This window comes from Serinicoccus sp. CNJ-927, from assembly GCF_001942435.1.
GTDB classification, from domain to species: Bacteria; Actinomycetota; Actinomycetes; order Actinomycetales; family Dermatophilaceae; genus Ornithinicoccus; species Ornithinicoccus marinus.
The window spans coordinates 1-23,430 of sequence record NZ_MKKF01000017.1 but is presented as its reverse complement, the minus strand read 5'-3'; the positions used below and the strand labels follow the sequence as shown (position 1 = coordinate 23,430).

The following is a 23,430-nucleotide window of genomic DNA, read 5'->3' as shown; positions in this document are numbered from 1 at the left end:
CCTACCACCGAGACCAGAGGAAGAATCAACCCAATCCAGAAGACCCGGATGTGGTTTGATCCGACCGCCCGAAGCGGACATTAACGCTGAAACACCTCAGTGTGATGACGTTGCACAAGCTGGCCGCGGGGAGTGGCTACACGTACCTGACGGGCCAGGTCGCTCAGCACGATGCGACTGAGCGAAGGCAGGCGGGGTTGGCGTCGTACTACGAGGAGAAGGGGGAGACACCGGGGCGGTGGTTGGGGACGGGTCTGACCGGGCTCGACCTCGCCGTCGGGGATGTGGTGACGGAGGAGCAGATGCGGTTGCTGTTCGGGCAGGGCCGCCACCCCCGCTCGGAGGAGCTCAGGGCGGCAGCGAAGGGTTGGGGCGGGTTGGGTCGGGCGTTCCCGACGTTCGACGCCACCACGTTGCGGCAGATGACGGCGCGGGCGTCAGCGAGCACAACACCAGCCGGGGTCTGGCGTGGAACGCCGCCATCCCGGCGCAGGAGCGGGCGGCGATCCGTACCCAGGTGGCCCGCGAGGCGTTCGAGGAGCGGCACGGACGGGCTCCGGTGGACGAGAGGGAGCTGACGAGGTTCGTGGCGCGGGCCTCGCGGCCGACGCAGGTTCCGGTGGCGGGGTTCGACCTGACGTTCTCACCGGTGAAGTCGGTCTCGACCCTGTGGGCCCTCGCCAGTCCGAGCATCGCGAAGCAGGTGGAGGCCGCGCACAAGGACGCGGTCCGCTCGACCCTGGCCCTGCTTGAGCGCGAGGTCGCGTTCACGAGGGTGGGCAAGGGCGGTATTCGTCAGGTGCCCGTGGTCGGGTTGGTGGCGGCGGCGTTCGACCACCGTGACTCCCGGACCGGGGACCCGGACCTGCACACGCATGTCGTGGTGTCGAACAAGGTGCAGTCGCTGCCGGAGGAGGGCGGACGGTGGTTGACGTTGGACGGGCGGATGCTGTTCAAGGCCAAGGTGATGGCCTCCGAGCACTACAACACCCACCTAGAAGCCGGACTGGTGCAGCGCCTCGGGGTCCGGTTCGTCGAGCGTCCCTCACCGGAGGGGAAGCGCGCGGTGCGAGAGATCGACGGCATCGACCCCGTGTTGCTGTCCGCATGGTCGTCGAGGCGGCAAGTGATCGAGAACCGGCAGCGAGACCTCGCGGCCGCGTTCAGGGTCCACCACGGCCGGGCGCCCACAGTGGTGGAGTCGTTGGCGTTGGCGCAGCAGGCGAATCTGGAGACCCGCCCGGGCAAGCACGAACCCCGCTCCGAGGCCGAGCAACGGCAGGCCTGGTGGTCGCAGGCGGCCGCCGTGCTCGCCCGGGAGGGACGCAGCCCGGAGGGGATGGTCGAGAGCGTGGTGGGGTCGGCGTGGGGGCGCACCCCGGGACGCTGGGGGTGCAACCAGGGAGATGGCCCTCATCCGGGTATTGCCGCAGGTCCGCGGGTGGGGGCGCCCTGGGGGCGCACACCGGCGGAGCGCAGCAGGGCGGCGCGTCCGCAGATCCTCGCTGCGAGAGTGGTGTCGGTGCTGGAGGGGTCGCGGGCGACGTGGCAGGTGTGGCACGTGCGCGCCGAAACCCAACGCCAGCTCCGGGCTGCAGACGTGCCGCTGGACAAGCTGGAGGAGAACGCCCGGGAGGTCGAACGGTGGGTCCTGCACCGCTTCTCGGTGCCGGTCGGGGTGCCGCCACAGCTGGGCGAGCCGGGCCTGCTGCGCCGCCCGGACGGACAGTCCGCCCACATCGTGCACGGCAGCCAGGCCTACACCTCCAAGAACATCCTGGCCGCCGAGGACGAGCTGTTGTCACTCGCGCTGCGCCGCGACGGCCGCCAAGTGGCCCCCGACACAGTCGAGACCGCCCTGGCTGCCGCGAACGCAGAGGGTCCTGGCCTGGACCGGTCTCAGGCCGCGATGGTCCGCAGCCTGGCCACGAGCGGGTGCCGGGTGCAGGTCGCGCTGGCACCGGCGGGGGCCGGCAAGACCGCGGCGCTGCGGGTACTAGCACGCGCGTGGGAGGCCTCCGGCGGGACGGTGATGGGTCTGGCGCCTACCGCGGTCGCGGCTGACGAACTCGCCCGGGCGAGCAGCATCCCTGCCGACACGATCGCCAAGCACCTGCACGAGAACGACGCGGCGGGTGCCTCACCCGGGAAGGGTTCGCCGTCCGCCATGGGCGGTACGGTCGGGCCAGGGACGCTGGTGGTCATCGACGAGGCCGGCATGGCTTGCACCCGCGACCTCACTGCCGTGATTCGCCATGTCATCGACTCCGGCGCCAGCGTGCGCCTCGTCGGGGACCACCAGCAGCTGGCGGCCGTTGCCGCCGGCGGCGTCCTCCACGACCTCGCCGAGCAGGGTCACGCACACGGCACCACCGCGACCCTGACCGAGCTGCACCGGTTCACCGATCCCGCCGAAGGCGCCGCCACCCTCGCTATCCGCGACGGCGACCCCGTCGCCCTGGACCACTACCTCGCGCGGAACCGGGTCCACGCCGGTGACACCGCTGAGGTGGCCAACGACGCGTTCGCGGCCTGGAAGTCCGACCAGCAGGGGGGCTTGTCGAGCCTGCTCCTGGCCGCGAACCGACAGACCGTGCGCGAGCTGAACCACCTCGCCCGCCAAGACCGCCTCGACACCGCCGAGAAGTCGTCAGGGCTTGAAGTGACCCTGGGCGACGGCACCAGTGCCGGTGAGGGTGACACCGTGGTGTCGCGTCGTAACGACCGGACTCTGCGTGCGGGGGGCGGGTCGTGGGTGAAGAACGGGGACCGGTGGCGGGTCACCGCCGTCCACCCCGACGGGGCTATCAGCGTTGAACGCCACTACGCCTGACGGACTACGGAGCCTGCTCGTTTCACCCTGCCGGCCGACTACGTCGCCGAACATGTGCAGCTGGGGTACGCCAGCACTATCCACGGCGCCCAGGGCGCGACCGTGGACACCACCCACACCGTCCTGGCAGGGACTGAGAACCGACAAGCCCTTTATGTGGCGCTCTCTCGTGGCAGAGACACCAACCACCTCTACCTGGGCACACCCACCACCACCCCGGGGGATGATGTCGGGCTGGAGGTCGAGGACACGGCGGTGGAGCCACGGCAGGTGCTCACCGAGATCCTCGCCCGGGACGGGCGCGCCCACTCGGCCACGACCATTGAACGAGGCGACGCAGCACAGATGCTGCGCCATGCGGTGCTGGCCTACCAGGACGCCCTGCCCGTCCTGGCCCAGCAGCACCTCGGCCCGGAGCGCATGGCCGCGCTGGACGACGCACTCGAGCGGTGGATGCCCGGCCTCACCGAGCAGTCGGCCTACCCGCACTTGCGGGGGCAGCTCGCGCTCCGCTGGGTCGATGGCATACCACCACAGACGGTCGTCGAGCAGGCGACCTGGTACCGCGGCACTCAGTCCCTCATCGAGGCTGACGACCCTGCGGCCGCCCTCGCCTGGCGAATCGCGGACCACACCCCACCGGCGTTCCGGGATCCGCCCCTGCCTTGGCTGCCTAACGTTCCAGACGCCTTGCGCGAGGACAAAGAGACAGGCGACTACCTCGACCGCCTCACTCAGCAAATCGACGACCTGCAGCATTACGTCGTCGAGGAGGCCCAGCACTTCGGTGCGTGCGACCGTGTGCCTTGGCAGCAGCCGCTACCGCCAGACGTTGACGATCAGCTCATCGGCGACCTGGCTGTCTGGCGCGCTGTCTACGACATCCCATCCACCGACCCGAGGCCCACGGGCCCATTGGTACGTGAACCAAAGCCAGCCAGGCACCAGAGCCACCTCAACCGACGGCTGGAGTGGGGGCTGCCATCCACGCTGCCAGCGGGCGCTGCCCACTACGCTCCTGGAACGGGCCGGCGACGGGCCGAGCAGCATATGCGTGTTCAGCGAGATTCTCGCCAGATCCGCAACTCGCCTTCTCGATGAGCAGAATCAAATTTCAGATTGATGGCAATTGCTTACAGTCAGAAAAAAAGGTGGGCGATTTCAGGCACGACTATGACGGTTTACGAAAGATGGGTTCTCGGTGTCCGTTGGCGCAACCAACGGTGCCGCCGCGATGTGACCAGATCTAGTTATTGAGGCAAGTTTCCCGGTCTCCAGGGCTGCACCCATTCGCTAGCTGCGAGTATGGTATTCCGAGTTGCCCGCCAAGCGTGCCGTTCAACTGACGCGACGTCTATATCGGCGTGTGCCGCGCGACGGTCCTCATCGGCATCCTGCTCAGTTGTTGGAGTGGTCCAAATAACAGACACCCCAGCTTCTATCGGTATGCCTGCAGAAAAGCGAACTGAGGCAAACATGTCGTCGTCGTAAACTGTCTGCAGATCCCGCTTCCTGTTCACCAGAACATTTATCGAGTGAACTGATAGCCCTCGCTCCTCTGCGTCGCTAAAGGCCGCCGGTCCAGGCCTAACCAGCCACGGCTTGGTAGAGCGATCACAGGAAAACATGTCTGGCTTTCGTTTGATCCTGCGTAGAACCTCATGATCGTTCGGAACAGGCGTCTCGTCTTCCCCACGTTGCAAAGCGTTAGCCTTCAGAACTGCGCCAGCTCGGATTCCGTTCGTCGGTGATTCGAGTAACTTCGCGAACACCGAGACTTGCCAAGACTAAAATCTCGCGCTCTTCCGTGGCACTCCGAGTCGTTGCGCCGCACTTCAGCCAGCCATAGACCGGGCCAGACTCTTCAACGTCGACGACCAACGACGTCTCACCTGCGAGCCAGTGCAAAACTCCCGTGCCGTCTGGTTCCACACCAACAGAAGGAGGAACATCACTCGGTTGCGTCACTTCCGCGACAAAGTTGATGATGTGCCGTTGGACTGTTTCAGGTAGGCCTCCTGGCCCCAACGCGTCTGCCGCAAGGCGCCGCAAATCGGCGAACGTTGAAGGGCCCGGCCCGGCGTAGCGCGTCAGCAAGGGCCGCTCGCTCCACGACCCTTTCCTCGGGAACCTAAGAGTTCTGGGGCCCAAGAATCGATGTGCCCTCTGGTAAGCGTACAAGTCCACGCGATTGACTGCAGAGAATTCTTGGTGGCGGGTATTGAAGCCCAGACTGTACCCGTATTTTGAGGCGGGTTGGATGCTGGGATGAGTATTGCAACCTGCAGTTATGCTCATCGCTCCATGCCCCATTTCTCGTGTTGTTCTGAACTTGTGTACTGAAAAAAGAGATCAATGAGCTCATCGTGTGCTTGCCGGAGGCCACCCAGGGGGCGTGTGCCATCAGCATCCATTTTCTCTACCACAATAGACAAAATCGGCACCGCCTCGGGGTCTCCATCAACGGCAATGTATGATGAGCAATCATTATTCGCTGGGTCAGCACATCCATGTAGCCGGACACCGACGTAGCCGTTCTCAGGGAGATACACGGCTGGTTCTCCTGACCATTGAGTAAGAACCCCTACAGCAGCCTCAGCGGCGCTACATTCCGGTAAAGGGTTTTCATACCGGCACTCGGCGCCATATGGCGTGATGTCCAGACCGCGGATGCGGACGCGATCGCGATATTCGTCAAAGCGCTTCTGTAGTTCGCTTTCAAGGGCGTCGTAACCGGGGTAGAGGGATGCTCCTTCGGTATCGGAGGCGAAGGTCCATTCAATATCGAATCGTCCGTTTTGAACGATAATGGCTTCAGTGCCGCTTTGATTGACGAACCGCACGGCTGGCATGGGCCAGTCCCGAGGGGTGTCCTTCGACCTTAAACGCTCCATGGCCTCTGGGTCGGGTACTTCTTCTTCAAGCGTCCCGTAGTCGGTAGCCCAGGTGTCAATTAGAGGAGCAACATCGCTCATCGATATCATCCGATTTTGGTCACACCGTACAGTCAATCGAGTACTTCTGACGGGAGGCTGCGAGAATTGCAGGTCCTCCGGTCGTCCCTGCCCGGTCATGAGGTAACTGTAGGCGACGAGGCTGGGAGTTCGCATGACGACATGCGGGAAGCCTAGTGGCTGCAGCCAACAGCAGCCTGACGGGGTCCTTCGGTGTCGAGGGCGGAGTCAGGTCTCAGGCGGGGTTGTTCATGTCTGGAGTGGGCAGTTCCAGGGCTGGACAGGTGGTGTGGCTGTGCGATTGTCAAACGGACAGGGACGGTTGGCCTGACTTCGGCCACTTCGTGAGGCTTGAGAATCGGATAGGTCGCTGACCTGCTGGTTCGGTGCTGGGTGGTGCGGAAGGTGTGCACTAATCGGGGTCACTAGAGTGGCGCGGTGGCTTACGTCCGGACGGTGAAGACGGCCTCGGGCAAGACGGCCGTGCAGATTGTGTGGTCCTCGACGAAGGGCTCGAGGCGGATCGAGCACCTGGGCTCGGCCGCGACGGACGCTGAGGTCGAGCTGCTCAAGGCTGCGGGCCGGCAGAAGCTGCTCGCGGGGCAGGGCGAGCTGGACCTGGGGCTCCAGCCGCCGGCGGCGGCCGGTGGGCCGCTGCACATCACGTCTTCACGGATGGGGCACCTGTGGGACTCGCTGTCGGCGGCGTACGACGCCCTCGACTTCGACACCGCGGTCGGCGATGAGGTGTTCCGCCAGCTGGTGCTGGCGCGGATCATCGAGCCCACCTCCAAGGCGGATGCTCCTCGCGTGATCGCCGAGGCCGGCATCACCCCGCCCTCGGACCGCACGATCACCCGCCGGTTGCGCCTGTACTCGGCGATCGGGTTCCGTGAGCAGCTGGCTGCGGCCTGCGCGGCCCAGGTGAACCTGGGTCCGGCGACGCTGGTGCTGTACGACGTCACGACGCTGTACTTCGAGACCGACGAGGGCGACGGCTTCCGCGAACCAGGGTTCAGCAAGGAGCGGCGCCTGGAGCCGCAGATCACCGTCGGCCTGCTCTCGGATGCGAACGGGTTCCCGCTGATGGTGCACGCCTTTGAAGGCAATAAGGCCGAGACCAAGACGATGCTGCCGACGCTGCGGTCGTTCATGGACACCCACGGCCTGTCTGACGTCGTGATCGTTGCCGACGCCGGAATGGTGTCCGAGGCCAACATGGCCGCGATCGAAGCCGCCGGCTTGTCGTACATCCTGGGCGCGAAGATGCCCCGCGTCCCCTACGTCATCGACCAGTGGCGCACGGACCACCCCGACCAGGACATCCCTGACGGGCTCACCCTGACCGCGCGCTGGCCCGGCGGGCCCTCGACCAAGGGCAAGGACGTGACGACCTTCTACCAGTACGCCCACGACCGTGGCCGGCGCACGATCAAGGGCATCGAGGCCCAGGTCGCCAAGGCCGAGGCAGCCGTCGCCGGCAAGGCCTCGGTCAAGCGCAACCGCTTCGTTCAGCTCTCCGGCGGCAGCCGTTCGGTGAACCGGGCCCTGGAGGAGAAGGCCAAGTCCCTGGCGGGGTGGAAGGCCTACGTCACCAACGTGGCCGACCCCAACCCAGAGATGGTCATCGGGTCCTACCGGCGCCTGTTCCAGATCGAACGATCCTTCCGGATGGCCAAGTCCGACCTGCGCGCCCGGCCGATCTATCACCGCAAGCAGGACTCCATCGAGGCCCACCTGAGCATCGTCTTCGCCGCGATGGCCGTCGCCCATTGGATCGAGCAGGTCACCGGCTGGTCGATCAAGCGCTTCGTCAAGACCGCCCGCAGGTACCGAACCTTCACGATCGCCGCGGGTGAGCACACCATCACTGCCGTCGACCCCGTCCCCGCCGACCTCGCCCAGACCCTCGACGCCATCAAGGGCCGGTTACAAGCGCACTAAAATGGCCGAAGGCAGGTCAAACGGACAGGGACGGTTGGGGGCGCAGACCGCTCGCGTGGCCAGGACCACCCATCCGAGCGAGAGGCAGGCGAGACTGGGGTACGTGGCGTACCCCAAGTGAGTACTGCAGTGAGTTCCGCAATGTATGCGCTAGGTCGCTCCTCAAGGCTCCAAGATGCGGGGGTATGGGCCCTTCCGCGCTCCATCCGTGGACTTTGCAAGCAGAGGGTTGTCGGTTCGAGTCCGGTCGCCTCCACCCGAGCACGACGGCCCCTACCGCCCTGAGCGGTCGGGCCGTCCTCATGACCGCTCGCCCCTCCTTGCGCGACATATCGTTTGTCGATACCATCGATAAACGATATGCCCCAGCAGGGGCGTCCGAGTCAGGGAGGACCATCGTGGGGACGGACAAGAAGCGACGCGGCATGGACTGGGCACGGTTCGACCGGGCCGACAAGATCGCGACGACCGCGGTGCTCTGGCTGGCCGTCGGTGCGTCGGCGGCATACGGCTCTTCATCAGCCTGGACTGGATGCTGCGCCGGCAGGTCACCCTCGTGGGCGTCCCACTCGAGGTCGACGCGGGTGCCGCAGGCACGGGGCGTGTGGTGGGGATGCCGGATGCACAGGTGCTGGTCGACGGCGTGTTGGCGGGCCACTTCGCCCTGCTGATGGCCCCTCAGGTGCTGTCCCTGGCCGCGATGGTCTGGGGTGCCGTCCTGGTGACGGGTCTGCTGCGGGACATGGGCCGTGGGGAGCCCTTCACCCGGGTCAATGTGGGGCGGTTGAGAGTGATGGCACTGCTGCTGGTGGTGGTGCCGATCGTGGCCGACTTCGTCACAGCGGTCGCCACGGCGGAGATCCTCGTGGCCAGAGATGTGCGCGTCCTCGCTGTCGAGTTCTCGTTCGGATGGATGGTCGCAGGGTTGCTGCTCGCAGCGATTGCCCAGGCCTTCGCCAACGGCACGAAGCTGCGCGCGGACGTGGACGGGTTGGTCTGATGCCACCCGAGGAGGGGCACCTGGTCGTGTGCCACCTGGACGAGCTCCTCGCCGCCCGGGGTATGACGGTCGCGGCCCTGGCCGAGGCCGTCGGCGTCACGCCGGTGAATATCTCGGTGCTCAAGAACGACCGGGCCAAGGCCATCCGGTTCTCCACGCTCACGGCGATCTGCGAGGTGCTCGGCTGCGAGGTCGGGGAGCTGCTCAGCGTCGGCCCGGCAGCAGTGGTGCAGGCCGACCGCTCCGGGTGAGGCCCAGGTCGGCGTCAGCCGTTCTCGACGGAGTCGAGCAGGTCCGCGGTGGCCCGGGCGATCTGCGTCTGGGCGGCCTCGCGGGAGACACCGGGCCTGTCGTCCCCGGGCTGCTCACCGTAGTCACCGAAGTAGGAGTGCACGGCTCCCTCGATCTCGACCGCGCGGGTGTCGGGGGGCAGGTCGGCCAGGCCGGCCTCGACGTCGGCCGGCGGGGCGAGCCCGTCCTCGCTGCCGTAGATCGTGCTCACCGTGAGGTCGTCGCGCCCGCGGAGATCGCCCAGCGGGTAGGACGCCCACAGCAGCAGCCCGTCGATCTCGTCGGGGTGGTCCTCGGCATACCGCGACGCGACGACGCCACCCAGGCTGTGCCCACCCACGGTCCAGTGCTCGATCTGTGGGTGGTCCTCGATCACCCCGGCGGGTGCGCCGAGGGCCGTGAAGCCGATCCCGAAGGGTTGCTCGACCACGACGACGAGGTGACCCTGCGCGGCGATGTCGCTCAGCAGGGGCAGGTAGGCGCGTGGGTCGACGCGGGCACCGGGCTGGAAGATCAGACCGCCGGTCACCTCTTCCCCGCTCGGCGTCAGCGTGAGCCGGGTGGGGCTGTCGGTGACGGTCACGGCGTCGGTGCCGGCCAGCAGCCTCAGCGCCTCGGGCGACGCCCCGAAGGGCCGCAGCCAGACCAGCACCCCGAGGACGAGCACCGCCCCGAGGATCAGGACACCCCTGCCGAGCAGCCGCAGCCAGCGCGGTCTTGCGCCGACCCTGCCGCTGCCCGCCCGGCGCAGCGCCAGCGGGAGCAGGACCAGGCCGCCTGCGCCGACCAGCGTGACCGCGACCGGGTAGGCCGGGTGCCCGGCCAGGAGCACGCCCGGGCGGGTCAGCCAGATCCACCCGGCGACCGCCACGGCCGCCACGCTCAGGAGGAGCGGGATAGAGGAGACCCGACGGGCCGTCGTCGCGGTCACCCGGTGATTGTCACGCCGCCCGGGAGCCTGGGCAAGGTCGTGCACGTCAGGCACCCGTCTCGACGGTGCATCTCGTGCATAGCCTTGCCCAGGTCGGGTCAGGGGAGCCCGGCCAGCCGGCCGAGCGCGGCGGCTACCGCGCCGGCGACGACGACCACGAGGAAGGGTGCCCGCAGCTTCAGCGCCACCACCCCGGCCGCCAGGGCGAGCACGCGGGAGTCGAGCGTGAGGCGTTGCCCGTCGGCGACGGCGTTCATCATCACCAGGGACGCGAGCAGCCCGACGGTCATGCACGCGGAGATGCGCATGATCGCCGGCGACTCCAGCACCCGCTGCGGCACGAGGTAGCCGCTGAGCTTGGTCAGGTAGGCCAGGGCGCAGGCGCCGAGGATCCACAGCCACAGCGTCACGCCCCCACCCCCGTCGGCGCGGTGCGCTCCCGGCGCAGCTGCAGCCAGCCGATCGTGGCGGCGACGGCGGCGGCCACGAGGATGGGCACGCCCGGCGGCACGAGGGGTATGCACAGCACCGTCACCGCCGCGCAGACCGCGGCGATCGCCCACGGCTCGCGTCCTCGCAGCCGGGGCCAGAGCAGCCCCAGGAAGGCTGCCACCGCGGCACCGTCCAGGCCCCAGCGCTGGGGGTCGCCCATCGCGTCGCCGGCGAGCGCGCCGACGAGGGTCGTGAGGTTCCAGAGCAGGAAGATGCCGAGGCCGGCGACCCAGAACCCGCGCGCCTGCTCCGCACGGTCCTCCTGCGCGAGGGCCGTGGCGGTGGACTCGTCGATGGTCACGTGCGCCGCGGCGAGGCGGCGCCAACCGCGGGGCCGCAGCAGGGCGTTGATCTGCATGGCGTAGACCCCGTTGCGCAGCCCGAGCAGCGTGGACGCCCCGGCCGCGGACGCCGCAGAGCCGCCCCCGGCGATGACCCCGATGAAGGCGAACTGCGAGCCACCGGAGAAGGTGAGCAGGCTGAGGGCGCACACCTCGAGGACCCCGAGCCCGCTCGCGGTGCCCAGCGCGCCGAAGGAGACGCCGTAGGCACCGGTCGCGACGGCGATCGACAGACCGGTGCGGGCGGCGGGGCTCTCACGCAGCAGGGCGGTGGCGGCGGGCATACCGCTAGGATGCAGAGCATGAGCAGCGTTCGTCAAACCGAACATTTCGACCATTCTGGTGAACGTGGTCAGGCGGTGGGCCGTCTCGCCGCCGCCGTGCGTGCCGAGCGCGACCGCGCCGGCCTCAGCCTGTCCGAGCTCGCCCGGCGGGCCGGTCTGTCCAAGTCGACGTTGTCGCAGCTCGAGGCCGGGAAGGGAAACCCGGGCGTCGAGACGGTCTGGTCGCTGGCCACCGTCCTCGGGGTGCCGTTCTCGGCGCTCATCGACCCGCCGCAGCCGGAGCGAGCCCTCGTGCGCGCCGGAGCCGGTGACCCGACCCGCTCCGACCTCGCGGACTACAGCGCCCTGGTCCTGTCGCACAGCCCGCCGAACGTGCGGCGCGACCTCTACCGCATCGACGCCGAGCCGGGCGCGGTCAAGGTGTCGGCCCCGCACGCGTCGGGGACGGTCGAGCACGTGGTCCTCATCACCGGCCGCGCCCGGGCCGGCGCGGAGGACGACCCGACCGAGCTCGGACCCGGCGACTACCTGCGCTACCCGGGCGACGTCGACCACGTCTTCGAGGCCCTGGAGGTCGGCACCAGCGCGGTGATGGTGTCCCAGCAGCGCTGAGAGCTGCCGCCCGGGCGGAGGCAGGCGGGTCAGCAGGTCCGCGCGCCGGCGTCCCAGGCGAGCACGCCGGAGCCGCCGGCCAGCCGGGACAGCCCGATGCCGAGCGAGTCGTAGACCTCGTCGACCGAGCTGGTGCGGCAGCTCTGCCGGGTGAGCAGCAGCGGCGCCGAGCGGTCTGCGGCCAGCTGCGTCCCGGCGACCGCGTCCACCGGCGCGCTCCCGGCCGCGACGACGGCACTGGAGGCCTCCTCGAAGGTGTCCTCGGCGATGAGCGCGCTGGTGGTGTAGCGGTTGCTGCCGCCGATGCGCTCGACGGAGGCAGCCGGCAGCAGCCGCTGGGCCTGGCGCAGCACCGCGTCGTCCACCGCGCCGGTCCCGCCGAGCACGACCACCCGTGAGGGCGCCAGCTCGGCGAGCCGCTCGGCCGTCACCGGCGGCAGCGTCGTGGGCTGCGTCAGCAGCATCGGCGCCTCGGTGTGCGCCGCGGCCGCCCCTCCGCCGAGCGCGTCGGCGAGGTTGCTGCCGCTGGCGAGATAGACGGTGTCACCCGACCACTCCTGCTCGTGGCTGAGCTGGACGGCGGTGTCGTAGCGGTTCGCCCCCGCGACCCGGCGCACGGCATACCCTTGGCGCCGCAGCGTGGTCTCCACCTGTCCCGAGACCGCGGTCTCGCCCCCGACGACGACGACCTCCTCGGTGCCCAGCTCCTCCAGCGCCGCCAGGGTCTGGCTCGGGAGCGCCTCGGTGCGGGTGAGCAGGACGGAGGAGTCGTCGCGGCTCGCCACCGGTCCCACGCCGAGGGCGTCGGCGATCTCGGTGCCCTGGGTGAGGTATGCCGTCCGGGCACCGTGCACCGCCGCCTCCTGCGCGAGCCCGGCCGCGACGGCGTAGCGGTTCTCACCGCCGATGCGCTGCACCGCGGAGCGGTCCTGCGCCTGCTGTGCGCCGACCTGGGCGCGCAGCGTGCCGAAGAGCTGGTAGAGCTGCCACCCGGGACAGCTCGTCGCGTAGACGTCGCGGTGGCCGTGCAAGGCCGGGAGCTGACGGGTCCAGCCGAGGTAGTCGTTGGTGTAGGTGACCGTGTCGGTGACCTCGACGTCGTGCTGGTTCAGGACCCAGGCCGAGGTGACCGAGAGGGCGCCGAGCTCGGCGGCCGGGACCGGGCTGATCTCGTGGTTGCCCAGGCTGCTGAGGCCGAACCAGTCGGCGTTCATGCCGTAGGAGTGGGCTCCCTGGACGTTGCCCTCCAGTCCGCCGGAGCGGCCCTCCCAGGCCCGCCCGTAGCGGTCCACCAGGGCGTTGTAGCCGACGTCGCGCCAGTCCAGCGTGCGCGCGTGGTAGGTGTAGACGGCCCGCAGGATGGCCGGCACGTCCTCCGGCGCGTAGTAGGCGTCCGTCGCCGTGTGGTGGATCGTCACGCCGAGTTTGGGTCGGTCCAGGACCGGCCCGGAGCTGGGGATGAGGTCCATGTCGCCGGCCCAGTCGGCGCGGCGGCCGATGATCACGCCCTCGCTGGCGGCGTCGGCGGTGGGCATCGACTCGACCTGGGCCACGTCCTGCGCGGTCACCCGGGTGGTCCACGTCTCGACGCTGGCGTCCTGCGCCTGCGAGGACAGCTCGACCTGGACCTGGTCGGCGTCGAGGACGATCGAGGCCTCGGTCCCCCACTCCCCGGTGGCCTGCATGTCCGGCCCGGTGGCGACGCCCTTCTCCAGCGAGGTCCAGTCACCCCACTCCTTCCCGTCGTGCAGCCGCATCCGTGCCCCCGCCTCCGGCTCACCGGTCCAGCGCATCCCGATGACGGTCACCTCGCGCCGGTCGAGCGCGAGCGTGCCGCGCAGGACGTCCTGGCCGTCGGTGGACGTCGCGGACCGCACCGGCTCCAGGTCGGTCGACCGGTGCTCCGCGCCGTCGACGCTCCGGGTCTCGTCGGCGACGGCGACGGTGCCGGAGGTGACCGGCACGAGCAGCGAGGCCGCGGCGAGGGCGGACAGGACGAGTCCTCGGGATGGGCGCATGGCAGAGCTCCTGGGTCAGCACGGCGGCCGACGGTGACGCGGTCAGGGGGACCGGGTCACGATAGCCTCATCAGCCCCACGAGTTCACTACTCTTTGCCAAACCCATACCTTCTGAACTGCATCTTTGCGCTTACCGCAGGAACATCGCCGGGTCGAACTCCTCGATCGGGATGATCCGCAGCCGGGGCAGCGTGGTGTTGAACGCGCGCGTGTCGTGCTCGAGGTCGAAGAACTCCATGCCCTGCGCCACGAGTTGGTGGAAGCCGGAGTTGCGGAACTCCTCGAAGGCGATGAGGCCGACCCGACGCCCGCCGTCGAGCAGGGGGGTCACCGCCTCGAGGAAGTCCCCGTCGTGGCTCACGAGCATGACGTCGTCGGTGCGCTGCTGCAGCGCTTCCAGGGTGCGCTGGATCGCGATGTCGACGACCTTCTCCTCGGCGCTGCCGGACAGCGGGACCGGGGTGTAGCCCAGTGCCCGCAGCGCCTGGACGAAGGACATGGGCAGGCCGCTGCTGGCGTTGAGGAAGAACAGCCCCGTGGCGTCCTGTCCCCAGGTGTCCTGGGTGAAGGTGAGCAGCCGGTCCCACCGCGGCCGTTCCTCGGGCTGTGGTCGGCGCCCGAGGATGGAGTTGCCCAGCGTGGCATCGATGTTCTCCCCGTCCACGAGGAGGTAGGTGAGCTGGCCCATGAGGGACCTCAGGCTTTCTTTCGGTATATCGGATTATTCGTAGACAAACTTCTGCGGTCCCGGGAAGATCCACGACAGGCCGTCCCGCAGCCGGTCGCGCCAGTTCTCCCAGGAGTGCCCGTCGCGAGACTCGACGTACTGCACCCGGGCGCCGGTGGACTCGAAGACCGGCACCATCGACCGGTTGGGCACGATGAGGGGCTCGTAGACGCCGCAGGTGATGAACATCCGCTCGGCGACGCGCTGCGGCTCCTCCCGGTAGCGGTTCATGAACTTCACCACCGGGTCGAAGGCCGGCCCCCCACCGTGGTCGGATCCGATGTCGGTGAAGACGAAGGACCCGGACTGCAGGAAGAGGTTGTCCCACACGCCGGGATCGCGCGCCGCCGTGGAGAGCGAGGCGACCGCACCGAAGCTGGCGCCCATGAGGCAGCGCGCATCGGCCCGGCGGATCACCGGCAGCTGCTCCTCGATCGCGGGCAGCAGCTCCGTGGTGAGGTGACGCGCGTGCGGGGCGTAGTTGGGGTACTCCCGGAGCCGGTCGCCCGGGTTGGAGAAGACGACGATGGTCTCTGCCATGTCCAGGTCGTGGATGAGGTTGTCCAGCACCGTGCGCATCGCGGTGTAGGTGAGGTAGTCGTCGCCGTCGTGCACGACCAGCAGCGGGTAGTGGCTGCTGCGGCGGAAGCGTGCCGGGAGGTAGACCCGGTTGTGCGTGGTCCGGCGCAGGGCCCGGCTCGGCAGCGGGAGGTCGATCAGCTCCCCGGCACGTGCGTCCGGCTGCGGCACGACCCACTCCGGGGTCTCGTAGCCGGCCGCCTGGCAGACGCTGGAGGACCCCACGGGGCTGTGCGCGACGTGCGGGTTGAGCGGGTCGTTGAAGGTCTCGACGGCCTCGCCGACCCGCACCTCGATCTGGTACTCCACCCGGGACGCGGCGGGCAGCTCGATCGTGACGTACCACAGCGGCTGCACGCCCTCGGGCACGTCCAGCCGCTTCATCGGCACGTGCTGCGGCTGGTTGACGATCCGGTGGCGCACCGCGACCGCGTCCGCGGGTCCGCGGTAGAGGAAGGTGCACTTCTCGCCCTCCACCACCGGGACCTCGTGCTCGGCGAGGAAGCGCGTGATGACGTCCTCGTCGAGGCGACGGGCGCGCAGCGCGTTGATGGCCAGCTTGCCCTTGTGCCGGGGCGGCATGGGGTATGTCTGGGGCTGGCTCACGACCACTCCTCCCGCGCGGGTCGACCGGGGCGGCGCCGGGGGAACGGTCGGTGGCACCGGGGTCGAGGTGCCGCACGGGGTGGCCCGAGGGGCCGAGCACCCGGGCGCCCTGGGGCAGTCGGCCCTCCGGCGTGAGGTCGACCCTGTCGCCCGGGTCGAGGGGCAGCGGGACCCGCGGGTGGCACCGGCTCACCAGGGTCGTCATGCGGCCGGGGTCGTCGAGCGCCAGGCGGTCCGCGGCCGACGGGAGCGCGACCAGACCCCGGGTCAGCCCGAGGCCGTCCATGAGCATCTCCGCGACACCGGGGGCGATGACAGAGTCGTCGTAGAAGAGCAGCACCCGTTCGGTGAGGGCCATCGCCCCGGCACCCCAGGCGATGACCGGCCGGTGGACCCGGGCGTGCACCCCGCTCGGGTCGGTCTCGTCCTCGACCGGGTGGGCCAGGACCGGCGCGAGGTTGAACATGTGCAGGGTGCCCAGCAGCACCCCCACGTGCCCCCCGGTGATGACCACCACGTCGCAGCCCTCGACCAGGGCACCGACCTCGGCGCGGCCACGCACCACGGCGTCGCGCTCCTCCGGACGGTGCCGGGCGTAGAACTCCTGGTGCAGCTCGGCGACCCGGCGGACGTGCCGTTCGTCCAGGTCGCGCATGATGCCCAGCACGTCCTCCAGGGCCATGCGGTGCACCCGCTCGTCGCGTGGCTCGTGCGCCCGGATGCGGCCCAGGGCGTCGACCGCGTGCCGCAGCCCGATGAGGTAGAGCTCCTGCATCTCGGTCAGCACCTGGCGACGCCGCCGGTCGGCCTGCTCCAGCTCGGGGTCGGCCTCCCAGATCTGCTGCATGCGCTGCCAGAGGCCGAGGTTGACGCACCGCCCACCCAGCTGCTCGACCAGCAGCGCGTCGTCGTGCTCCCGGTCACGCCAGCCGGCGGTGATGGTCGCGACCCCGGCTCCGTCCAGGTCGAGCGAGGCCATGACGCGGTCCAGCTGCGGGTGGCGCTGCGGGCCGAGCAGGGTGATGCGGGGCGGGGACGAGGGTGCCGCGCCGCGCTCGGCGAGGTGCCGGTCGGCGTCAGCCGGCATGGACGTGCACCGTGCGCCCCACGTCGTCGAGCATCCCCCGGAGCGCGTCGAAGTCCGGGTGCCGCATCCGGATCCACGCGTTGGCCATGAAGCCGGCCTCGACCGGCTGGGTCCCCGTGCCGGCCACCGGCACGTGGGCGTCGATGATCCACCGGCCGTAGCGGTTCTCGATGTCCTCGAGCCCGCTGTAGCCGGTGATGACGCCGTCCCGGTCCGGGCGCAGCGCCACGATGCCCGCGCTGTGGCTGCGGCTTGCGTGCTCGCGCACCTCGCCGTGCACGAGCGACTGGGCCCAGGCGGCATACACGTCCATGTCGTTGGCCGCGCAGTAGAGGTCCCAGCAGCCGACGCCGGGCGGGCGGCACCCGATCTCGGAGAACTTCAGCCCCTTCGGGCCGTGGAACCACTCCATGTGGGTGGCGGAGGTGCCGATGCCCAGGGCCTCGTTGACCCGGTGACCCATCTCGCGGATCTCGTCGTAGAGGCCGCCGCCGTCGATCCGGTTGGTGGCGATGAACTGCGGCGAGATCCAGCGGGTGCGCATCGCCTCCAGGACGCCGGGGAAGTAGTGCGAGGCGAAGTCGACCGCGATCCGCCCGTCGATGGAGACGGTGTCGTAGAAGCCCTCGTGCCCCTCGATGAACTCCTCGACCGCGATGGAGGAGTAGCCGCCCATCCGGTCCAGCGCGGCGGCCAGCTCGGTGTCCGAGTCGACCCGGACGGTGTCGGCGGCGCCCGCGGCGTCCCGCGGCTTGAGGATCAGGGGGTAACCGACCGCTGCGGCGAAGTCGCGCACCTGGTCGGCGTCGTCGGCCCCGGTGGAGGCGGCGGTCGGGACCCCGGCGGCGCGCAGCGCCTCCTTCATCGAGGGCTTGTCGCGGCACAGCCAGGTGGTGCGCACCGAGGTGCCCGGTATGCCGAGATCCTCGCGCACGTGCGCCGCGACGAGCTGGTGGGACTCGATGGTGGACTCCAGCCGGTCCACCCACACCATGCCCTGGACCCGGCGCACCGCCTCGGTCATCGCGTGGCGGTCCGTGACCGAGCCGACCTGCTCGTAGTGGACCATCCACGACTTCAGCTGGTCGTCTAGGTAGTCCAGCGGGGTCTCACCGATGCCGATGACGTTGGCCCCGGCCTGCGCCAGCGCCCGGGCGAACTCCCGCTGGTTCTTCGGGAAGTGCGGCTCCACGAGGACGATGTTCACGGGTCCGAGCCTGCCACATCCTGGCGCTGCGCGGGGATCGGGTCCGGGGTGCGCTCACTCCCGCCGGGCGAGCTCGTCGAAGGCGCGCGCGACGACCTCGGCGTAGACGTGCATACCGTCGATGTCGGGGTGCACCCGGTCGCTCTGCAGCACCTCGGGCTGCTCGCTGATCGTGGCGTTCCAGTCTCCGACGACGGCCTGCGGGTAGTCCGCGACGACGGCGCGGAGGGTCTCGTTGGACTCCTCGGTGAAGGAGGCCTGGACGTAGAGGTCCATGACCACGACGTTGCGGTCCGGCCCGAGGGTGTCGAGCACCGAGCGCAGCGCGGCCTCGTCCACCCCGGCGTTGGTGCCGAGGTGCAGGACGACGTTGCCGCGGACCTCGCCGGCCTCCACCCCGGCCGTGACGACCTCCACGGACTCCGCCCATCGCCGGTTGGACTGGGCGAGGTAGCTGGTGTCGGGGAAGCGGTAGCTGAGGCCGTCGGCGCTGGTGACGACCAGCGAGTCACCGATCGCGGTGAGCTCGGACCCCGTGGGCACGAGCAGACCGTCCTCGTCGGGGTGGAAGGTCGACTCCCCCACCTGCACCTCACCGGGTGCGGGTGCCGGGGCGGCGTCGGAGTCCTCGCCGTCATCGGCGCGCTCTGTCGTGCCCTCGCCGCCGGCGGCCTCCTCGTCGGAGGACTCACCGTCCGCTGCGGTGGCTCCCGCGGCAGGCATGCTGCCCAGGGTCGCCCCGAGCCCGGCGGCGTCGCGGGCGAGCGAGGCGCCCGACGCGGGTGCCGCGTCAGCCCCGGAGTCGATGCGGGCCTGCGACTCCTCGATCTGGCGCTGGGTCGCCGACTTCTCCGGGGCCGTGACGAGGGCGACCACGGTGCCCACGAGCAGGACCGCGAGCCCCGCGGCGACGAGCCGGGGCGTCCTGCTGCGGTGCCACCCCGTGGTGAACCAGCGGACCGTGTCACCGAGGCTGGCCCGGATGCCGCGTCGGCGCACCGGGACCTCCAGGCAGCGCCACGAGAGCTCGGCCAGCACCAGCGTCAGGAGCAGCGCACCGAGGAGGACGCCGGCCCCACGGAGGGTGCCGGCGGCATAGGGCACGAGGCGCCGGCGATCACCAGCACCGGCCAGTGCCAGAGGTAGATGCCGTAGGAACGTCGACCCAGCCACACCAGGGGCCGCAGGGACATGGCCCGCCGCCACGGCGAGGGCGCCTCGAGCAGGCCGGCGATGAGGACGACGGTGGCGAGCGAGGCGAGCGCGATGCCGCCCCGGAAGGTCAGTGCGGAGTCCTCGCTGCTCCAGCGCACCAGGGCTGCGAGGGTGAGCAGCGCGGCGAGCACTGCCGGGCCCCGCACGCGGCGCCAGCTGCGCGAGCGCAGCCCTGCCCGGTGCGTCGGGTCGGCCCATGCCAGCGCCAGGGCCGCACCTCCCATGAGTCCGACGAGGTGGGTGTCGGTGCCGTAGTAGACGCGGGTCGCGTCCGAGCCCGGCGTGAACAGCGCGGCCATGAGCAGCGTCGAGGCCAGACCCGCGGCGGCCACCGCGCCGACCCGTGCCCGGGTGCTGGGGGCGAAGGCGAGCACCACGACCAGCGTGAGCGGCCACAGCAGGTAGAACTGCTCCTCGACCGCCAGGCTCCAGAAGTTGACGAAGAGGATCGGGCTGGTGCTCTGGAAGTAGCTCGCGCCGGCGGCGATCTCCAGCCAGTTGCTGGTGAACGTCAGGGCGCCCGCCGTCTGCCGGACGATCCCGACGAGCAGGTCGCCGCCGACGAGGCGTGCCGCCACGACGCTGACGACGACGACCGCCAGCAGGGGCGGCACCAGGCGGCGGGCCCGTCGGCGCCAGAAGGACAGCAGGTCGACCCGCCCCCGGGCGTCGATCTCCCGCAGCAGCAGGGTGGTGATGAGGAAGCCGCTCACCACGAAGAAGACGTCGACGCCCAGGAAGCCGCCAGGCAGGGCGGCCGGGACGAAGTGGAAGGCCAGCACCGCGATGATGGCCAGCGCCCGCAGCCCGTCGAGGCCGGGGATCTGCCCGGGGCGCGGATCGACGTCACGAGGTCCGCGGCCGCGGCGGCGGGGGCGTCGGGTGCCCGTCGGCGCGGCGAGCAGCGCCTCCGTCGAGGCGCCCTGCACCGTCGTCGACCCGGTGACCGGCGGGCTGCTCGACGGGAGGCCGCCGGGGTCGACGAGCGCCCGCTCACCGCCCGGGGCAGGTGCGGCGGGCGCGTGCTCGGGGTCGCCCTGGGCATACCCCTCGCGTCGGTGGCACCGTGGCGGTCGAGATCGTCCCGGTCCGGGTGGGAGGCGGGCAGCGACATCTGCCGTGCCACCTCCTTCGTCGACCTGACCTGCTGACCTGAGGGCCGCTGGCGACCAATCTAGGTGCGGCGTGCGCGCTGTTCGGGGAGGTCGACGGTGTGTCGCGAGGCGGTCGCCCGGACGTGACGAGGCGCCCACCCGGTGGGGATGGGCGCCTCGTGGACGTGCTCTCAGACGGAGGCGGGTCGCTCGTCGCCGTCGCCGTCGTCGTCGTTGTCGTCGGCACCGTGCGGCAGCGTGTCGTGGCTGTGCTCGCGTGCGACTGGATCTCCTCGGTCGGCGACTCGCCGACGGCCTGCTCCTCCACCGAGCTCGGCGTCTCGGTGCCGAGGTCGTCGATCTGCTCGGTGTCGAGCATGCGCGCCTGGCCGTCGTTGCTCACGGTCGTCTCCCCCTCCATGGTGCTGGCCCCGGCCGCCCCGCCCACCGCACCGGTGGTCGTCGCGGTCGTCGAGGGAGTGGACGCGGTCGAGGTGGTGCTGCCGGCCCAGGGGTCGGGTCGGCCGTCCTTGCTCGCCCACGGGTCCGCGGCGGGCTGGCTCTGCTGCTGCGAGAGCCACCACGCCACGCCGGCGCCGACGGCGGCGAGGATCCCCAGGGCGATGAGCTTGCCGCCCTTGCGCCGCGGAGCCTTGGGAGCGCCGGTGACGGTGGCCACGACGCCCTCCTCCTGGGCCAGCAGGCGGTCCTTGCCGGACTGCACCTCGGCGAGCATCTCCTGGATCTTGGGCAGGAACTCGTCGTTGATGAGGTCCCGGACGTGGTCGACGGTCGGGGCCAGCCCCGCGACGCCTCCTGGGCCCGCGGGACGGCGACATCGATGCCGTGGTCGACACCGGCCACGGCACGGTCGCGGGTGGTGGCGGCGAGCCCGGCCAGCGCAGCCGCGCCGGCACCGGCCTTCGCGGCGGCGGCCTCACCGAGCGGCCCGGTCTCCCGTGCCCGCTGCCAGGCCTCGGAACCCCGGTCGCGCAGCGCCTCGGCCGCGTGGCCGCCCTGCTCGCGCCACGACTCCGACTGCTTGCGCAGGTTCTTGGCAGTCTTGTTCCCGCGCGCGCGGGTGTCCTTGGCGAGCTTGGCGGCACGCTTCTCCGCCTGGGCTCCCTGCTTCTCGGCGGCCGCCCGGCCGTGCTTGCGGGCCTCGCCGGCCGCTGCGCGGGCCTGCTCGGCAGCCTTCGCCGCCGAGGCGCGGTCCTTGCTCGCGGCCTTGAGCGCCTTGGCCCGGGCCTTCTGGGCGTGCCGTCGGCCCGAGGTGTCGTCCTTGGGCGCGGTCACCTCGGCCAGGGTGGCCAGGACGGCCGCCCCGAGGTTGCGGGCGCCCGACGCGGCGCTGGCGCCCGCCTCGGTGGCGTCCTGCCGGGCACGGCTGGCCTGCGCGGCGGCACGTTCGGCATCGGTCTTGAAGAACACGTGCTGTCCCTCCTGTTGTCGGTCTGGGCCCCATCCTGCCCTGTCCTGCTGACGAACTCCACCTCACCCTGCCTGCGCCACGGCGCGGCGCGGGCGGCATACCGATCGTGCGAAACTGGGAGGCATGAACGTCACGCTGCACACCAACCACGGCGACATCGCGCTGGTGCTCTTCGAGCACGCGGCACCCAAGACGGTCGCCAACTTCACCGGGCTCGCGACGGGCGAGAAGGAGTACTCCGACGACGCCGGGCGCACCAACCCGCAGCCGTTCTTCGACGGGCTCGCCTTCCACCGCATCATCCCGGGCTTCATGATCCAGGGCGGCTGCCCGCTCGGCGAGGGCTTCGGGGGCCCGGGCTACACCTTCGACGACGAGATCAGCCCGGACCACGACTTCACCCAGCCCTACATGCTCGCGATGGCCAACGCCGGCAAGCGCATGGGCAAGGGCACCAACGGCTCCCAGTTCTTCATCACGGTCGAGCCGACCACCTGGCTGCAGGGCAAGCACACGATCTTCGGCGAGGTGGCCGACCAGGCCTCGCGCGACGTCGTCGACGCCATCGCCGCGGTGCCGACCGGGGCCGGCGACAAGCCGGTCGAGCCGGTCGTCATCGAGCGCGTCAGCGTCGAGGGCTGACCAGGCCCGGGGACCCGTGAGCGAGCCCGCTGCCGCGCCGCCCCCGGACGGGACGCGCGGCACCCAGGGTGGGGGCCCGCCGGTGTGCCCACGGCACCCGGACCGGACGAGCTACATCCGGTGCCAACGCTGCGAGCGGCCCACCTGCACGGACTGCCAACGGCCGGCCGCGGTCGGCGTGCAGTGCGTGGACTGCGTGCGCGAGGGCTCGCGCGGCGCCCCGGTGGCGCGCACCCGCTTCGGGGCGCCGGCGCAGGCCGGTCGCCCCGTGGTCACCTGGACCCTCCTCGGCCTGTGCGTGCTGGTGTATGTCGGTCAGCTCGCCAACCCTGTCGTCACCCGCGAGCTGGCCTTCGTCGGCGTCCTGGCGGGCGTCGAGCCGTGGCGGCTGCTGACCACCGCCTTCGTGCACTTGCCCTCGAGCCTGCTGCACATCGCGTTCAACATGTACATCCTCTTCGCCTTCGGGCCGATGCTGGAGCAGGCGCTGGGCCGGGCGAAGTTCGCGGTCACCTACGTGCTGTGCGCCCTCGGCGGGTCGGCGGGGGTGCTGCTGCTCGCGAGCCCCGACCCGGGGTGGATCCGTCCGGTGGTGGGCGCCTCGGGCGCGATCTTCGGCCTGCTGTTCCTCTACGTCGTCCTGGCGCTACGGCAGGGCACCGTGCCCACGAGCCTGCTCGTCATGATCGGCGTCAACCTGGCGCTGCCCTTCTTCGTCTCGGGGATCGCCTGGCAGGCCCACGTCGGTGGTGCGGTGACGGGCGCCGCGATCGGCGGTCTGCTGGTCCTGACCTCGGCACCCGGTCGCTCGCCGGAGGCGACCCGTCGTCGGGCGCTGGCCTGGCCGGCCCTCGCCGGGATGCTGGTGCTGATCCTGCTCCTGGCCGGGGTCCGGCTGTGGCAGGTCATGGGACCGATGGCCTTCGGCTACGCCGCCTGACGTCCCTGGAGACCCGAGTTACACCGGTGTCGTTATCCCCATGCTGGGGACGGGCTGTGGACAACTAGTGTCGCGCGTCTGAAGTTGTTTGACGGGTTGCCCGGGGGTCGGCGGTCTTGCCTCCAGGTGCTCGGGGGAGAGCCGTCCAGCCCTCTGACCGGGAGCTTGCGTGCAGCGGGCAATGTGGGCAGGATGAAGTT

Annotated in this window: 21 protein-coding genes; 10 read left to right on the top strand and 11 right to left on the bottom strand. The window is 70.3% G+C overall.

What is annotated here, in order from left to right; all coding sequences use genetic code 11:
• Positions 1–104: 104 nt before the first annotated feature.
• From BJF86_RS19770 to BJF86_RS07070, 3 genes are all read left to right on the top strand, one after another.
• Positions 105–578, top strand: a complete 474-nt coding sequence (locus tag BJF86_RS19770; protein WP_143553723.1) for a relaxase domain-containing protein — start codon at positions 105–107, stop codon at positions 576–578.
• Positions 518–2,833: a MobF family relaxase gene (gene mobF, locus BJF86_RS07075; protein ID WP_158068387.1), complete on the top strand. Its 2,316-nt coding sequence runs from the start codon at positions 518–520 to the stop codon at positions 2,831–2,833. Before BJF86_RS19770 ends, mobF begins: the two co-directional genes overlap by 61 nt.
• A 102-nt stretch (positions 2,834–2,935) precedes the next feature.
• Positions 2,936–3,934, top strand: coding sequence for a hypothetical protein (locus BJF86_RS07070; RefSeq protein ID WP_143553722.1), 999 nt, complete (start codon positions 2,936–2,938; stop codon positions 3,932–3,934).
• A 1,193-nt stretch (positions 3,935–5,127) separates the two neighbouring features.
• On the opposite strand, the gene BJF86_RS17450 is transcribed toward BJF86_RS07070, so the two are convergent.
• Positions 5,128–5,808, bottom strand: coding sequence for a hypothetical protein (locus tag BJF86_RS17450; RefSeq protein WP_143553721.1), 681 nt, complete (start codon positions 5,806–5,808; stop codon positions 5,128–5,130).
• A 462-nt stretch (positions 5,809–6,270) separates the two neighbouring features.
• Between BJF86_RS17450 and BJF86_RS07065 the strand changes: the two genes are divergently transcribed.
• From BJF86_RS07065 to BJF86_RS07055, 3 genes are all read left to right on the top strand, one after another.
• On the top strand, positions 6,271–7,731 hold the full coding sequence (locus BJF86_RS07065; RefSeq protein ID WP_143553726.1) for an IS1634 family transposase: 1,461 nt from the start codon (positions 6,271–6,273) through the stop codon (positions 7,729–7,731).
• Between the two features lie 532 nt (positions 7,732–8,263).
• Entirely contained in the window at positions 8,264–8,731 is a 468-nt protein-coding gene (locus BJF86_RS07060; protein WP_075817700.1) for a DUF2975 domain-containing protein, read from the top strand.
• Positions 8,731–8,982, top strand: coding sequence for a helix-turn-helix domain-containing protein (locus BJF86_RS07055; RefSeq protein ID WP_075817698.1), 252 nt, complete (start codon positions 8,731–8,733; stop codon positions 8,980–8,982). Before BJF86_RS07060 ends, BJF86_RS07055 begins: the two co-directional genes overlap by 1 nt.
• 14 nt (positions 8,983–8,996) lie before the next feature.
• Here the strand turns inward: BJF86_RS07055 and BJF86_RS17445 are convergent, their stop codons facing one another.
• The 3 genes from BJF86_RS17445 to BJF86_RS07040 form a co-directional block, all read right to left on the bottom strand.
• Positions 8,997–9,953: an alpha/beta hydrolase gene (locus tag BJF86_RS17445; RefSeq protein WP_158068386.1), complete on the bottom strand. Its 957-nt coding sequence runs from the start codon at positions 9,951–9,953 to the stop codon at positions 8,997–8,999.
• Between the two features lie 98 nt (positions 9,954–10,051).
• Complete coding sequence (locus BJF86_RS07045) at positions 10,052–10,363, bottom strand: AzlD domain-containing protein (protein ID WP_075817696.1); 312 nt, start codon at positions 10,361–10,363, stop codon at positions 10,052–10,054.
• Positions 10,360–11,070 carry an AzlC family ABC transporter permease gene (locus BJF86_RS07040; RefSeq protein ID WP_075817694.1) on the bottom strand — a complete coding sequence of 237 codons (711 nt, stop codon included), beginning with the start codon at positions 11,068–11,070 and terminating at the stop codon, positions 10,360–10,362. Before BJF86_RS07040 ends, BJF86_RS07045 begins: the two co-directional genes overlap by 4 nt.
• A gap of 18 nt (positions 11,071–11,088) precedes the next feature.
• Here BJF86_RS07040 and BJF86_RS07035 point away from each other — a divergent pair, with 18 nt between their 5' ends.
• Positions 11,089–11,682: a helix-turn-helix domain-containing protein gene (locus BJF86_RS07035; RefSeq protein ID WP_075817692.1), complete on the top strand. Its 594-nt coding sequence runs from the start codon at positions 11,089–11,091 to the stop codon at positions 11,680–11,682.
• Between the two features lie 29 nt (positions 11,683–11,711).
• On the opposite strand, the gene BJF86_RS07030 is transcribed toward BJF86_RS07035, so the two are convergent.
• The 3 genes from BJF86_RS07030 to BJF86_RS07020 form a co-directional block, all read right to left on the bottom strand.
• Complete coding sequence (locus BJF86_RS07030; RefSeq protein ID WP_075817690.1) at positions 11,712–13,700, bottom strand: cell wall-binding repeat-containing protein; 1,989 nt, start codon at positions 13,698–13,700, stop codon at positions 11,712–11,714.
• A gap of 131 nt (positions 13,701–13,831) precedes the next feature.
• Positions 13,832–14,389, bottom strand: coding sequence for an NYN domain-containing protein (locus tag BJF86_RS07025; RefSeq protein ID WP_075817688.1), 558 nt, complete (start codon positions 14,387–14,389; stop codon positions 13,832–13,834).
• 33 nt (positions 14,390–14,422) lie between these two features.
• Positions 14,423–15,613, bottom strand: coding sequence for an alpha/beta hydrolase-fold protein (locus BJF86_RS07020; RefSeq protein WP_083652774.1), 1,191 nt, complete (start codon positions 15,611–15,613; stop codon positions 14,423–14,425).
• Here BJF86_RS07020 and BJF86_RS17440 point away from each other — a divergent pair.
• Positions 15,558–16,790 carry a hypothetical protein gene (locus BJF86_RS17440; RefSeq protein WP_143553719.1) on the top strand — a complete coding sequence of 411 codons (1,233 nt, stop codon included), beginning with the start codon at positions 15,558–15,560 and terminating at the stop codon, positions 16,788–16,790. The genes BJF86_RS07020 and BJF86_RS17440 overlap by 56 nt on opposite strands.
• Here BJF86_RS17440 and BJF86_RS07015 read toward each other — a convergent pair.
• From BJF86_RS07015 to BJF86_RS07000, 4 genes are all read right to left on the bottom strand, one after another.
• On the bottom strand, positions 16,690–17,907 hold the full coding sequence (locus tag BJF86_RS07015) for an ATP-grasp domain-containing protein (protein WP_075817684.1): 1,218 nt from the start codon (positions 17,905–17,907) through the stop codon (positions 16,690–16,692). The genes BJF86_RS17440 and BJF86_RS07015 overlap by 101 nt on opposite strands.
• A 54-nt stretch (positions 17,908–17,961) precedes the next feature.
• Positions 17,962–19,011 (bottom strand): hypothetical protein, encoded by a 1,050-nt coding sequence (locus BJF86_RS07010; RefSeq protein WP_075817682.1) that lies wholly within the window; start codon positions 19,009–19,011, stop codon positions 17,962–17,964.
• On the bottom strand, positions 18,951–20,051 hold the full coding sequence (locus BJF86_RS07005) for an acyltransferase family protein (RefSeq protein ID WP_075817680.1): 1,101 nt from the start codon (positions 20,049–20,051) through the stop codon (positions 18,951–18,953). The genes BJF86_RS07010 and BJF86_RS07005 overlap by 61 nt, the downstream gene beginning before the upstream one ends.
• Positions 20,052–20,115: 64 nt before the next feature.
• Positions 20,116–20,952, bottom strand: a complete 837-nt coding sequence (locus BJF86_RS07000; RefSeq protein WP_075817678.1) for a hypothetical protein — start codon at positions 20,950–20,952, stop codon at positions 20,116–20,118.
• 819 nt (positions 20,953–21,771) lie between these two features.
• Here BJF86_RS07000 and BJF86_RS06995 point away from each other — a divergent pair.
• Positions 21,772–22,290, top strand: a complete 519-nt coding sequence (locus tag BJF86_RS06995) for a peptidylprolyl isomerase (protein ID WP_022923435.1) — start codon at positions 21,772–21,774, stop codon at positions 22,288–22,290.
• A 16-nt stretch (positions 22,291–22,306) separates the two neighbouring features.
• Positions 22,307–23,230 carry a rhomboid family intramembrane serine protease gene (locus BJF86_RS06990; RefSeq protein ID WP_075817676.1) on the top strand — a complete coding sequence of 308 codons (924 nt, stop codon included), beginning with the start codon at positions 22,307–22,309 and terminating at the stop codon, positions 23,228–23,230.
• Positions 23,231–23,430: the final 200 nt, after the last annotated feature.